Here is a 13492-nt window from a genome sequence, read left to right as displayed (position 1 = left end):
TCCTCACCCACGCCCCGCCGAGCGCTGTGTTCTGCGCGACACCGAGTCGATCACCACGGCGGCCAGCAGCACCGCACCGGTGATCATGTACTGCACGGAGTTCGCGACGCCCAGCAGGTTCATCCCCGACGAGATCGACCCGATGACCAGCATGCCGAGCATCGCCGACCACACCGAGCCGCGCCCGCCGAAGAGGCTGGTGCCGCCGATGACCGCGGCCGCGATGGCCTCCATGAGCAGGTTGCCGGTACCGGCCTGCTGGCTCGCGGAGCCGATCCGGGACGCGATCATGAGACCGCCGAACGCGGCCATGAGCCCGGACAGCGCGAACACCGAGATCCGCACGGCGACCACGTTGATGCCCGCGCGGCGGGCCGCCTCGACGCTGCCGCCGAGCGCGATCACCTTGCGTCCGTACGGGGTGCGGCGCACCACGAAGTCGAGCGCGACCAGCACCACCACGAAGATCACCAGGGCGAGCGGCAGGCCCATGTACTCGTTGAGCCGCCAGGCCGCCGCGTAGACGATCACCGCGAGCACGGCGGTGCGCACCAGGATCTCGCTCAGCGGCCGGGAGGGTATGCCGACCGCCTTGCGGCGCCGGCTGTCCAGGAACTGGGCGAGAAAGAATCCGGCCACCGCTACGGTCGCCGCGCCGTAGGCGGCGACGAGCTGGCTGAAGTAGTGATCGGTGAGCATGCGCACGAAGCTGTCGTCGTCGATGCCGATGGTGCCGGTGGTGCCGAGCACCTGGAGCATCAGCCCGTTCCAGGCCAGGAGACCGGCGAGGGTGACGACGAACGCCGGGACGCCGATCCTGGCGAAGAAGAAGCCGTGCACGGCGCCCAGCGCCGCGCCGACGGCCAGCGCCGCGATCACGGCGATGCCCTCGGGCACGCCTTCGCGCACGTTGAGCACCGCGAGGGTGGCCGCGGCCAGGCCGCTGAGCGATCCGACGGACAGGTCGATCTCGCCGAGCAGCAGCACGAAGACGATCCCGACCGAGATCATGCCGGTGCCGCCGATGAGGATCGACAGGTCGGAGAGGTTCTTGGGCGAGAGGAAGGCGCTGTCCTTCCACTGGAAGACCGCCCAGATGACGGCGATGCCGACGATCACCGGGACCGCGCCCAGGTCGCCGCTGCGCATCTTGCGGACGAACTCGTTGAGGTAGCCCTTGAAGCCCTCCTGGCGCACCAGCAGCCGCGGATCGACCACGGTGACGGCGTCCTTGGCGACCGGACCGGCGTCGGCCGGACCGGCCGGGGCCTTGTTGCTGCCGCCGTCCCCGCCGGCCCCCTCCCCGCCATGGGCGTCATTGGTCTTGTCGAGACGGGTGCTCACTTGGCGGCCTCCCCGCTGCGCGCCTTGCGGCGGGTCACGGCGTTGTCCGTGGCGCCGGTGATGGCGGAAATGATCTCTTCTTGAGAGGTGGTGCGGACGTCGAAGATGCCGTTGTTGCGACCCAGCCGCAGCACCGCGACCCGGTCCGCGACCGCCTTGACGTCGGCCATGTTGTGGCTGATGAGGATCACGGCGAGCCCGCGCTCGCGCAGCCGCTCGACCAGGTCCAGGACCTGCGCGGTCTGCTCGACGCCGAGGGCGGCGGTCGGCTCGTCCAGGATGACCAGCTTGGGCTCGCCCAGCATCGACCGGGCGATGGCGACGGTCTGCCGCTGGCCGCCGGAGAGCGAGGCGATCGGGATGCGCACGCTGGGGATGCGGATCGACAGGGTGCTCAGCAGTTCGCGGGCGCGGCGCTCCATCTCGACCTCGTCCAGCACCCCGGCGCGCAGGATCTCGCGGCCGAGGAAGAGGTTGCCGACGACGTCGATGTTGTCGCACAGGGCGAGGTCCTGGTACACCGTCGCGATGCCCAGGTCCTGGGCGTCGTGCGGGCGGGCGATCTCGACGGGCTTGCCCTGCCATTCGAGGACGCCCTCGTCGGCGGGGCCGACTCCGGCGATCGCCTTGACGAGGGTCGACTTTCCGGCGCCGTTGTCGCCCACCAGGGCGACCACTTCACCGGCGCGGACCTCCAAGTGGATGTCGGTGAGCGCCTGGACGGCGCCGAACCGCTTGGAGATCCCGCGCAACGCCAACACGGGTTCGTATCCCACGATGGCCATCTCCGTTCCGGGCAGGGGGCGTCCCCTGCTGTGTGACGGAGGGGAGAGAGCTCTCCCCTCGGACGGGGGTGTGAGAGGGGTCGGCGGGCGGGCCGCCGGTGTGGTCACGGCGGCCCGCTCCGGTCCGGCAGGGGCTACTTGAGCCCGGCCGCGGCGCAGGCGGCCTTCAACTTCGCCGTGCAGATCTGGCTGACCGAGTACAGACCGTCCTTGACGACGGTGCTCTTGATCTTGTCCTTGGTCAGCGAGACCGGGGGGATGAGCGTGGCCGGGATGTCCTTGGTGGTCGGGCTGTCGACCGTACTGGTCCCGGCGACCTTCTCACCGCGGCCGAGGGCGATGGCCATCTTCGCGGCCGCGGTCGCCTCCTCCACGTAGGACTTGTAGACGCTCATGTACTGCTCGCCGCTCACCACCCGCTGCACACCGGCGAGTTCGGCGTCCTGGCCGGTGACCGGGGGCAGCGGCTTCACGCCGCCGCTCTTGAGCGCGGTGATCGCGCCGCCCGCCATGCTGTCGTTGGCGGAGTAGACGCCGATGATGTTGCTCTTGCCGACGGACGAAATGGCGCCCGTCATGGCCTTGTTGGCCTCCTCGGCCAGCCAGCGGTCGACGTCGTACGACTTGGCGATGTCCACCTTGCCCTTGAGGACCGAGAGCGCGCCCTTCTTGAACATGGCGGCGTTGGGGTCGGCCTCCCAGCCATTGAGCATGACGACCTTGCCGTCCTTGGCCTTCTTCCCGAGGGCCTTCAGCAGCGCCTCGCCCTGGACCTTGCCGACCGTCTCGTTGTCGAAGGACGTGTACGCGGACACCGGGCCCTCGGCGAGCCGGTCGTAGGCGACGACCGGGATATGCGCCTCGGCGGCCTTCCTGACCGAACCGGCAATGGACTTGGAGTCGACCGAATCCAGAATGATGACGTCGACCTTTTTGGTGATCATGGAGTCGACCTGCTGCTGCTGCACCGAGGGGTCCGACTTGGCGTTGACGTACTTGATCTCGCAGTCGGCGCAGTCGGCCAGGATCTTCTTCTTGATCAGCGGCCGGTCGAAGTTCTCGTATCTCGCCGTCTGGTCCTCGGGCAGAAGGAGCCCGATGGTCAGCGGACCCGACTTCTTCTTCTTTTCGCCCTTGTCATCGGCTTCCTTCGCCGAACCGCAGGCGGCGAGCGAGGCGGCCATCGATACGACGGCGGTGGCAATGGCGACGCGACGCATCGTTGCGTTCATAACGGGGGTGACCTCCCTGACGAGGCCGCGTCATTGCGGCCGAGGTGGCGTGAAGTCAACTCCGACCCCGTCATGGCGTCAAGAAGTAAATCCTTAACGAGATGGCAACGGTGCCATTCGTTATCTGAGTGAACGCAGCCCAGAGTTGCCCACGGGGGAAACGAAAATGCCCCCGAGGACGCGGCAAAGGTCCTCGGGGGCAGGAAGAATGGCAGGCCGTCAGGGCGTACGGCGGTGGCTCAGGCGAGCGCCGGGGTGCCCGCCGACAGCGCGCCCTCCAGCAGCGTCGAGTCGCCCATCTCGCTCAGCACCAGCGCGAGGGCGCCCAGCACCTCGGCCCGGCCGCCGAGCGCCCCGGGCATCACGGCCAGCTGACGGGCGGCGCTCGGAATGGCGTACCGCGCGACCGACTCGCGGATCGGGCCCAGCACCAGCTCCCCCGCCTCGGCGAGGTGACCGCCGAGCACCATGCGGCTGGGGTTGATCAGGTTGCACAGGTTCGCCACACCGCTGCCGATGTGGCGACCGACGTCCGCGATCACCCGGCGGCAGCCCGGGTCGCCGTCCCGGGCGAGCTGCACCATGCGCTCGATGGTGAGATCCGTGCCGTGAGCGGAGTACAGCAGCGGCAGGACGTAGCGGGCCGCGGCGAAGGTCTCCAGACAGCCGCGGTTGCCGCAGCGGCACACCGGACCCGACTCGTCGAGGGTGATGTGGCCGATCTCGCCCGCCGTGCCACCCGGGCCGCGGTAGATCTGGCCGCTGATCACCAGCCCCGCGCCGACACCGTCGGCGACCTTGATGTACGCGAGGTCGGCGACCCCGCGCCCGGAGCCCCAGACCAGCTCGCCGAGCGCGCCGAGGTTGGCGTCGTTGTCCACGTGCACCGGCACCCCGAGCCGCTGGGCCAGGTCGTCGCGCGGATTGGTGCCCGCCCAGCCCGGCAGGATCGCGGTCGAGCCGAGCGTGCCGGTCTCCACGTCTATCGGGGCCGGGACGCCGAGGCCGACGCCGACGACCTTGTCCTGGCTCAGGCCGGTGCCGGCGATCAGCCTGTTGACCAGCTGCTCCGCCCGGTCCAGGCCCTGCGCGGAGGAGGCGTCCACATCCAGCGGCTCCGCCTCCTCGGCCAGGACCTGGTGGGCCAGGTTGCCGACCGCGACCCTGAGGTGCGTATGGCCGAAATCCACGCCCACGACGATGCCCGCGTCCCCGCTGAGCGAGACGCTGCGCGCCCGGCGGCCACCCGCCGAGGTGGGCGTGACCTCGACCGTTCCGCCGTCCTTCAGCTCGCGCACGATGTTGGAGACGGTGGCCGCGGACAGCCCGGTGGACCGGGCGATCTCCGCCTGGGTCAGCGAGCCCGCCATGCGCACCGCACGGACCACCCGCTCGAGATTGGCCCGGTGCAGCGACGACTGCGATCCCGGAGTCTCCACGCCCATCCACTCCCGCCTTCACGGGCGGCACGCCGGCCGCTCCGTCGGCCGGGCCGCAGCATGAGGCCCGGCTTTGTCTCCAACATGTGAACTCTAAGCTGAGCCGCCTCGCTTGTTCCACGTCAAGTCCTTGATGTGGGCAGACGGCCCTTTGAGCGAGGGTGTGGCAGGAGACTTCCCCGCCTTCCCTCACACAATCGCGATATCCCGCCAGCGTACGACGGAGCGATCGCATCCGTTTCGTTCACATACCGAATACTATGCGGGGTTTTACTTGAGCGCCCCGGCGGTCAGTCCGCTCTGGACCTGGCGCTGGAAGACGATGTAGGCCGCGAGCACCGGAAGCATCGCCAGCACCAGCCCGGCGAACAGCGCCGACCAGTCCCCCTTGTATTGCTGGCTGGCCGCGAGCTGCACCAGACCCTGGGTGAGCACCCGCTTGTCCTCGTCCGTGTTGAGCACGGTGGGCAGCATGTACTGGTTCCACTGGCCGAGGAAATTGAAGATGCCCACGCTGATCAGTCCGGGCTTCGCCATGGGCAGCATGACCTGGAAGAACGTCCGGGTGTGGGACGCGCCGTCGATCAGTGCCGCCTCCGCCACCGAGGTGGGCAGGGTCTTGAAGAAGGAGGTGAGGAAGAAGACGGTGAACGGCAGCGAATAGGCGATATAGACCAGGATCAGCCCGTGGAAGGTGTTGAGCAGGCTCATGTTCTTCATGACGAAGAACAGCGGCACCAGCGCCAGGATGATGGGAAAGCTCATCCCGCCGACGAACATGAAGTAGACGACGCGCTTCCCGGGGAATTCGAACCGGGCCAGCACATACGCCGCCATCGCCCCCAGCAGCATCGTGCCGAACAGCGAACAGCCCACCACCAGAACGGTGTTGAAGAAGAAGTCACCGATGTTGGACTTGCTCCAGGCGCGCGACCAGTTGTCGAAGTGCAGCGCGGAGGGCAGCCCCCAGGGGGAGGTGAAGATCTCCTTGTCGGTCTTGAGGGAGCTCATCACCGCCCACAGCAGCGGCATGGTGACGAGCAGCCCCCAGATCACCAGCATGCCGTGCGAGAAGACGTTGAGGACCTTGCCCTCGCTGCCGATCCGCCCCTCGGGGGTGAAGCGCGGCGGCTGCTTGCCGGCGGGGGCGGCGAGCGGCGGCTCGTCGTCCTTGGTGACGCCGGGGAGTTCCGAGGGCTCTGCTTGCGAGGTCACTGTGATCCCCCCAGGTCGGCGGTCGAGCGGTGGTGCGCGGTTACGGTCGCGGGCCCCGGCATCAGTACTCCAGCCGTTCGCGCCGACCGAGCTTGCCCACGACGACCGCGAAGATCAGGGTGACGATCAGCATCGCGACGCCGATCGTGGTCGCGCGTCCGGCCTGCCCGTCGTGGAAGGTCTTGGTGTACACGTAGTAGCCCAGGACCTGGGTGGAGTCGGCGGGTCCGCCCGGCCCCACCGTCATGATCTGCACGACGGCGAAGGCGTCGAGGGCGATGATGCCCATGTAGATCCAGCCGGTCTGGACCGTGTCCCACAGCAGCGGCAGGGTGATCCGGAAGAAGGTGTTCACGCGGTTGGCGCCGTCGAGCAGCGCGGCCTCGTAGAAGTCCCTGGGGATGGAGCTCATCCCGGCGGAGAAGAGGACGACGTAGAAGCCGACGTTGCTCCACACCATCACGGCCATGAGGCACCACAGCGCGAGCTTGGGATCGGCCAGCCACTGCTGCTGGAGCGCGTCCAGGCCGATTCCGCCGAGGAAGGCGTTGAGCGCGCCGTTGCGCGGGTTGTAGGTGAACTGGAACAGCAGGGCGACGATCGCGATCGACAGCACCTGCGGAAAGAAATAGATCACCTTGTAGACGCTCGACCCGCGCACGCCCGTGACGGCCGCGTTCTTCCTTCCGCGGCCGCCGACGTTGAGCATGAAGGCGAAGAAGAGTCCGAGACCGAGCGTCACCAGCGGCACGACCAGCAGCAGAAGGACATTGTGGCCGACCGCTTTCCAGAAGAGGTCGTCCTTCAGCAGCCAGTCATAGTTCTTGAACCCGACCATCTTGAAGTCGGAACTCAGGCCCGTCCAGTCCGTGAACGAATAGTAGATGGCCTGGACGAACGGCGAGATCACGAAGACCGCGTAAAGGATCACCGGCAGGGCCAGGAAGCCCGCGATGAACCGGTATTTACCATGCTGCATTTCTACCGACCTCGGACTTCCCTCGCGGATAATGCCGCCGGTGACGCATCGAATCCCATCAGATGTGCCTCGGTCAGACGTGCTTGTACTTCTTGACGGCGTCGTCCTTCGCCGTGGCGTCGGCGAACTTCTGGCACTTCTTGATCGCCTCGGCCGGAGTCATCCGGCCCGCCATCATCTCGCCGAGCGCGCCCACGCCGATCTGCTGCTTCTGGAGCGTCACGTACCAGTCCTGGAGGCGCGGGTTGACGACGTTCTTGCCCGCCTTCTCCAGCACCTGCTGCGCGGACGACAGGCCCGGCGGCAGGGTCAGCCCGTCGGTGCCGCCGTTGAGCGAGGAGAGCGAGGAGACCTGCTGGACGAAGTTCTTGGTCGACTTCTCGCCGAGCATGATCCGCAGCAGCTCCATGCCGCCCTGGGGGTTCTTGGCCGCCTTCGGCACGATGAAGGGCTCACCGCCGGAGGCCCAGAGGGTGCCGAACGGCAACTTGTCGCTCTTGTCGAGGCTGGAGGGCGCGCCCACCGCCATCTGGAAGTCCTTCGGCGTGGTCTTCTTCGCCTCGTTCTCCACCCAGGAGCCGTTGGGGATGAACAGCGCCTTCCCCTCGTTCCAGGCGGTCTGCGACTCGATGTGGGTGAGCCCGGGGGTGCCCCTGAGGATGTAGCCCTTCTTGTACAGCTCGTAGTACGCCTCGAAGGCGGCCTTCACGGCCGGGTTCTTCCAGGCGTTCGGCTCCAGGTTGTCGATCGAGTCCAGGACGTCCCGGCCGCCGATCTTGGCGATGAAGGGGTAGAGGCTGAACGGCAGGTAGTACGGGAACTTGCCCGGGTAGGTCCAGCCCGCGACGCCCTTCTTCTTCGCCTTCTCGCAGACCTTGAGCATGTCGTCCCAGGTCTCGGGGTACTCCGCGTCGAGCTTGGCCAGATTGGTCTTGGAGTACCAGACGCCGTAGACGGTGTAGGCGTAGTAGAGGATCCACACCGGCTTGCCGTCGAACTGGCCCATCTCGACCACGCCGGGGCGCAGCGTCTCGCGCACCGTCTTGTTCGGGTCGTCGAGGGAGGGCGAGTCCAGCAGCGGGGTGAGGTCGGTCAGCTGGTTCTTGCCGACCAAGGTGCCGAAGTCCATTTGCTCGGCACCGGAGTTGTCGACGAGGTCCGGCGGGGTGCCGCCGTTGAACCGCGGCTGGAGCACGGTCTGGATCTTCTGGGTCGCGGCGTGCTTGACCTTGCCCTTGGTCTTCGGGAACGCCTTGGTGTACTCCGCCTCGGCGTCCTTGGCGTACTGCTGGCCGAAGCCGCCGTCGAAGATGACGACGTCGAGGGGCGCGCTCGCGTTGACGGCGAGCGGGTTCTTGGCGGTCTTCTCGCCCTTGTCGACCTTCTTGGTGTCGTCGTCGCCACCACCGCTGGCACAGGCGGAGAGCACACTCATCGCCGGCACGGTGATCAATCCGAGTGCCGCCGACCGCTTGATCAGGTCACGCCGTCCGAAATCTGGGGTGGATCCCATGCTCAAGTCCTCGCCTTCGTCAGGACTCAGGCGGTGTAACGGTCTCCCGTACATGCTCGCCTCCGGGCGAGGGGCCCGACACCGCGGGTCAGTTGAAGCGTGAAGCGGAATTGCTGGGTGTGCGCCGGGAGAGCTCAGAACCGCCGAGGCCGGCTCGGCATGGCCGCGGCGCGGCCTCCCCCTGGGGCGACAGGTATAGTCCACTGGGCATCGAGAGGGCAAGATCGAATGGTCATCGGGGTGGCATCTTTCCCGAGTTGAGACCTGTCCGACATACCGTGGGGGGCCCAGCCCGTACGGCACTCAGCCGTGCGCGCGATCCATGAGAGGCGGTCCTCGTGCCCCGGAAGCAGCTTCCCCTCGCCACCAGTGTTGTCGTGGCCGCGACACTCGCGCTCTCCGCGGGCTGCGGCACGGACGGAGGCGGCTCTCCGGCCGAGGACACCAAGGGCGGTGCCGCGATCGGCAAGGGCATGGCCCGGCTCCCGGTGGAACCGACGGAGGAGCCGACCGAGGAGCCCACCGACGACCCCGCCACCGACCGCACCGACGACCCCTCGGACACGCCCACCGGCGGCTCCGGGCTGATATCGGCGGACGCCAAGATGGGCACGTGCGGCTGGAGCACGGACGGCAAGCCGTACGCCAATGTGAAGATCAGCAACTCCAGCTCCTCCACGGCCTACTACTTCCTCCTCGTCGGGTTCGTGGACAGCTCCGGAGAGGTCGTGACCACGGGCACCGAGTCCGACGCCTCGGTGGCGGGGAACTCCGACAAGACCATCAAGGTCTCCGGCCTCCAGGCGGACTCCTCCAAGAAGGCGAAGAAGTGCCGTCTGTCGATGGCCACCAAGTCCAGCTCTCCCGGCTGATGGGTCGCGCCGATGGATCCTGCTGATGGATTATTGACCGGCCGTCATGGACAGGGGCCGCATCCCGGCGTGGGTGCGGCCCGCGTCGCGCGGTCGCCGCCCCAAGATCACTCGCATGGAGTGATCACCCGCATGGCTTGTGCACGTCCGTCACCTTGACACCACCCTCCCCGCAACGCCCTACTTATCCCTGCCCCACCCAATCGACAACGTTGTCAGACTCGTTGAGAGGCTGAGTATGCGACAGAGACGGCTCAGACGCAGACCTCCGGCAGGTCGAGCGGCCGCCCTGGTGGCGGCCGCTCTGCTGGTGGTGACCGCCCAGGGCGCGGCGGCCGCCGTTCCGCGCGGCCCCGGAGCGGCCGCGGACCGTGCCGCGGCCGCTTCAGCGTTTGCCTCGTCCTTCGAGACGGACGATCCGCAGCCCGACTGGCGCAACACCGTCGAGACCACCCCGGGCGGTGGGAAGAAGGCCGACGGCGTCGACGGGGGCTACACCTCCGGCATCCCGGGGAACGTGACCGACAAGGTCACCGAGGTCCGGGCGAGCGGCGAGTACGCCGACGCGGGCGAGACCAAGGAGAACCTGGTCGACGGCGAGGACACCACCAAGTGGCTCGCGTTCGACCGGACGCCCTGGCTCGAATTCGACCTGTCCGAGCCCGTCGACGTCGTCCGTTACGCCCTCACCTCCGCCAACGACGCCCCGGAGCGCGACCCGGCCGACTGGACGCTCAAGGGCTCCGCCGACGGCTCCGACTGGACCACGCTGGACACCCGCGAGGACGAGGTCTTCGACAAGCGCCACCAGACCAGGGAGTTCTCCGTCGAGGGCGCCGCCGCCTACCGCCACTTACGCCTGGAGATCACCCGCAACAAGGGGGCGGACGCCACCCAGCTCGCCGAGACGCAGTTCGCGAACGGCGACACCAGCCCGCCCGCCCCCGCCGACATGCGCAGCCTGGTCGACCGCGGTCCGTCCGGCTCCCCCACCGCCAAGGGGAACGCGGGATTCAGCGGCACCCACGCCCTGCGCTACGCGGGCACCCACAAGCCGGACGGCCGGGCGTACTCGTACAACAAGGTCTTCGACGTGAACACGGCCGTCACCCGCGACACCCTGCTCTCGTACCGGATCTTCCCGTCGATGCCCGAGACCGATCTGAACTACCCGGCCACCCACGTCTCCGTCGACCTCGCCTTCACCGATGGCACCTATCTGAGTGAGCTGCCCCGCGCGCTGGACCAGCACGGCGCCCGGATGAGCCCCCAGGGGCAGGCGGCCTCCAAGACGCTGTACGTCAACCAGTGGAACCACAAGGAGTCCCGGATCGGGGCCGTCGCGGCGGGCAAGACCGTCGACCGGATCCTCGTCGCGTACGACTCCCCCGAGGGCCCGGCGAAGTTCCGCGGCTGGGTGGACGACATCTCCCTCGCCCCCAAGGCGCCCGAGAAGCCCCTGAAGCACCTCTCCGACTACGCGGTGACCACCCGCGGCACCCACTCCAGCGGCAGCTTCTCGCGCGGCAACAACTTCCCCGCGACCGCCGTCCCGGGCGGCTTCAACTTCTGGACGCCGGTGACCAACGCGGGCTCCACCAGCTGGCTCTACGAGTACGCCCGCGCCAACAACGCCGACAACCTCCCCACCATCCAGGCGTTCGGCGCGAGCCATGAGCCGAGCCCGTGGATGGGCGACCGGCAGACGTTCCAGGTGATGCCGTCCGCCGCGTCCGGCACCCCGGACGCCTCCCGCACCGCCCGCGCTCTCCCCTTCCGCCACGGCAAGGAGACCGCCCGGCCGTACGGCTACGGCGTGACGTTCGAGAACGGCCTCAAGGCCGAGATCGCGCCCACCGACCACGCGGCCGTCATGCGCTTCACCTATCCGGGTGAGGACGCGAGCGTCGTCTTCGACAACGTCAACAACAACGGCGGGCTCACCCTCGACCCCGAGCACGGCGTCGTCACCGGCTACTCCGACGTCAAGAGCGGACTGTCCACCGGCGCCACCCGGATGTTCGTCTACGGCGTCTTCGACGCGCCCGTCAGCGCGAGCGGCAAGCTGCCCGGAGGCGGCGGGCAAGACGTCACCGGCTACTTCCGCTTCAGCCCGGGCAAGGACCGCGTCGTCACCCTCAGGCTCGCCACCTCCCTCATCGGCGTCGACCAGGCGAAGACCAACCTGGAGCGCGAAATCCCCGCCTCGACGTCGTTCGAGCAGGTCAAGCGGCGTGCCCAGAGCGCCTGGGACGACATCCTGGGCCGTATCGAGGTCGAGGGAGCCAGCCGCGACCAGCTCACCACGCTCTACTCCAGCCTCTACCGGCTGTACCTCTATCCCAATTCCGCTTACGAGAACACCGGGACCGCGCGGAAGCCGCGCTACCAGTACGCGAGCGCCTTCTCCCCCGCCGTCGGGGAGAACACCCCGACCCGCACCGGCGCGAAGATCGTCGACGGCAAGGTGTACGTCAACAACGGCTTCTGGGACACCTACCGCACCACCTGGCCCGCCTACTCCCTGCTGACCCCGAAGCGGGCGGGGACGATGGTCGACGGCTTCGTCCAGCAGTACAAGGACGGCGGCTGGATCTCCCGCTGGTCCTCCCCCGGCTACGCCGACCTCATGACCGGCACCAGCTCGGACGTGGCCTTCGCGGACGCGTACCTCAAGGGCGTCCGCTTCGACGCCGAGGCCGCGTACGAGGCGGCGCTGAAGAACGCCACCGCGGTGCCGCCCTCGTCGGGCGTCGGCCGCAAGGGCATGTCCACCTCCCCCTTCCTCGGCTACACCAGCACCGAGACCCACGAGGGCCTGTCCTGGGCGCTGGAGGGCTACCTCAACGACTTCGGCCTGGCGAAGATGGGCCGCGCCCTGTACACGAAGACCAAGAAGCCCCGCTACAAGGAAGAATCCGACTACTTCCTCCACCGCGCCCAGAACTACGTCACGCTCTTCGACGACAAGGCGGGCTTCTTCCAGGGTCGGGACGCCGCCGGGAAGTGGCGCGTCCCGTCCGAGAAGTACGACCCGCGGATCTGGGGCTACGACTACACCGAGACCAACGGCTGGGGCTACGCCTTCACCGCCCCGCAGGACAGCCGGGGCCTGGCCAATCTGTACGGCGGGCGCTCCGGCCTCGCCGAGAAGCTCGACACCTACTTCTCCACCCCGGAGACCGCCTCCCCCGAGTTCGCCGGTTCGTACAACGGCGTCATCCATGAGATGACCGAGGCCCGCGACGTCCGGATGGGCATGTACGGGCACAGCAACCAGGTCGCCCACCACGCGGCGTACATGTACGACGCGGCCGGACAGCCCTGGAAGACCCAGGAGAAGGTCCGCGAGGTGCTCTCCCGCCTCTACACCGGCAGCGAGATAGGCCAGGGCTACCACGGCGACGAGGACAACGGCGAGCAGTCCGCGTGGTACATCTTCAGCGCGCTCGGCTTCTACCCCCTGGTGATGGGCGGCTCCGAGTACGCGATCGGCTCGCCGCTGTTCACCAAGGCCACGGTGCACCTGGAGAACGGGCGCGACCTGGTCGTCAAGGCGCCGCGCAACAGCCGCTCCAACGTCTACGTCCAGGCCCTGAAGGTCAACGGCAAGCCCTGGAACTCCACCGCCCTCCCCCACTCGGTGCTCGCCGAGGGCGGCACGCTGGAGTTCACGATGGGCGCCAAGCCGTCGAATTGGGGCACGGGTGCGAAGTCCGCGCCCTCCTCCATCACCCAGGACGACAAGGTGCCCACCCCGCGCCGCGATCTGACCGTGCCGAGCGGGGGTACGGCGCTGCTGGACGACACGTCGGGCACGGAGGCGGCGTTCGAGTCGGCGACCCTGCGGGTCGGGGATGCGGGCCGCGCGGTCCAATACACCCTCACCTCCGCCGACCGCACCAAGGCCCCCACCGGCTGGGTCCTCGAAGGCTCACGAGACGGTGAGACGTGGCAGCCCCTGGACCGGCGCTCGAATGAGTCGTGGTCCTGGGACAAACAGACCCGCGTCTTCACGGTCCACGCCCCCGGCACCTACGCGCACTACCGCCTGGTGCCGGACGGCAAGGCCACCCTGGCCGAGGTCGAACTGCTCGGCTGAGCGCAGGTGCG

General features: G+C 68.2%; 9 protein-coding genes. 2 read left to right on the top strand and 7 right to left on the bottom strand.

Going from position 1 to position 13492, the window contains the following annotated elements:
• Window positions 1-3: 3 nt before the first annotated feature.
• The 7 genes from HYQ63_RS31800 to ngcE all read right to left on the bottom strand — a co-directional run bounded on the left by HYQ63_RS31800 (window position 4) and on the right by ngcE (window position 8507).
• Window positions 4-1344, bottom strand: a complete 1341-nt coding sequence (locus tag HYQ63_RS31800; RefSeq protein WP_179937242.1) for a sugar ABC transporter permease — start codon at window positions 1342-1344, stop codon at window positions 4-6.
• Window positions 1341-2129 (bottom strand): ATP-binding cassette domain-containing protein, encoded by a 789-nt coding sequence (locus tag HYQ63_RS31795; RefSeq protein ID WP_179937241.1) that lies wholly within the window; start codon window positions 2127-2129, stop codon window positions 1341-1343. Before HYQ63_RS31795 ends, HYQ63_RS31800 begins: the two co-directional genes overlap by 4 nt.
• Before the next feature lie 134 nt (window positions 2130-2263).
• Window positions 2264-3361 carry a substrate-binding domain-containing protein gene (locus HYQ63_RS31790; RefSeq protein ID WP_179937240.1) on the bottom strand — a complete coding sequence of 366 codons (1098 nt, stop codon included), beginning with the start codon at window positions 3359-3361 and terminating at the stop codon, window positions 2264-2266.
• Window positions 3362-3600: 239 nt separating this feature from the next.
• Entirely contained in the window at window positions 3601-4800 is a 1200-nt protein-coding gene (locus HYQ63_RS31785; RefSeq protein WP_306664884.1) for an ROK family transcriptional regulator, read from the bottom strand.
• Between the two features lie 270 nt (window positions 4801-5070).
• A complete protein-coding gene (locus HYQ63_RS31780) occupies window positions 5071-6015 on the bottom strand; it encodes a carbohydrate ABC transporter permease (protein ID WP_179937238.1) in 945 nt (314 codons plus the stop codon).
• Between the two features lie 61 nt (window positions 6016-6076).
• Window positions 6077-6994, bottom strand: coding sequence for a carbohydrate ABC transporter permease (locus tag HYQ63_RS31775; RefSeq protein WP_179937237.1), 918 nt, complete (start codon window positions 6992-6994; stop codon window positions 6077-6079).
• Window positions 6995-7067: 73 nt separating this feature from the next.
• On the bottom strand, window positions 7068-8507 hold the full coding sequence (gene ngcE / locus HYQ63_RS31770; RefSeq protein WP_179937236.1) for an N-acetylglucosamine/diacetylchitobiose ABC transporter substrate-binding protein: 1440 nt from the start codon (window positions 8505-8507) through the stop codon (window positions 7068-7070).
• Window positions 8508-8845: 338 nt separating this feature from the next.
• Between ngcE and HYQ63_RS31765 the strand changes: the two genes are divergently transcribed.
• Window positions 8846-9379 (top strand): hypothetical protein, encoded by a 534-nt coding sequence (locus HYQ63_RS31765; RefSeq protein WP_179937235.1) that lies wholly within the window; start codon window positions 8846-8848, stop codon window positions 9377-9379.
• A 238-nt stretch (window positions 9380-9617) separates the two neighbouring features.
• Window positions 9618-13481: a GH92 family glycosyl hydrolase gene (locus tag HYQ63_RS31760; RefSeq protein WP_179937234.1), complete on the top strand. Its 3864-nt coding sequence runs from the start codon at window positions 9618-9620 to the stop codon at window positions 13479-13481.
• Window positions 13482-13492 lie beyond the last annotated feature (11 nt).

Source organism: Streptomyces sp. Rer75 (assembly GCF_013414305.1).
Taxonomy (GTDB): domain Bacteria; phylum Actinomycetota; class Actinomycetes; order Streptomycetales; family Streptomycetaceae; genus Streptomyces; species Streptomyces himastatinicus.
This window is presented reverse-complemented; position numbering and strand designations above follow the sequence as displayed.

Bases quoted from the DNA above. Each gene is read 5' to 3' on its own strand.
- ngcE (WP_179937236.1), bottom strand. From the start codon at position 8,507: ATGGGATCCACCCCAGATTTCGGACGGCGTGACCTGATCAAGCGGTCG.
- HYQ63_RS31775 (WP_179937237.1), bottom strand. From the start codon at position 6,994: ATGCAGCATGGTAAATACCGGTTCATCGCGGGCTTCCTGGCCCTGCCG.
- HYQ63_RS31760 (WP_179937234.1), top strand. From the start codon at position 9,618: ATGCGACAGAGACGGCTCAGACGCAGACCTCCGGCAGGTCGAGCGGCC.
- HYQ63_RS31795 (WP_179937241.1), bottom strand. From the start codon at position 2,129: ATGGCCATCGTGGGATACGAACCCGTGTTGGCGTTGCGCGGGATCTCC.
- HYQ63_RS31790 (WP_179937240.1), bottom strand. From the start codon at position 3,361: ATGAACGCAACGATGCGTCGCGTCGCCATTGCCACCGCCGTCGTATCG.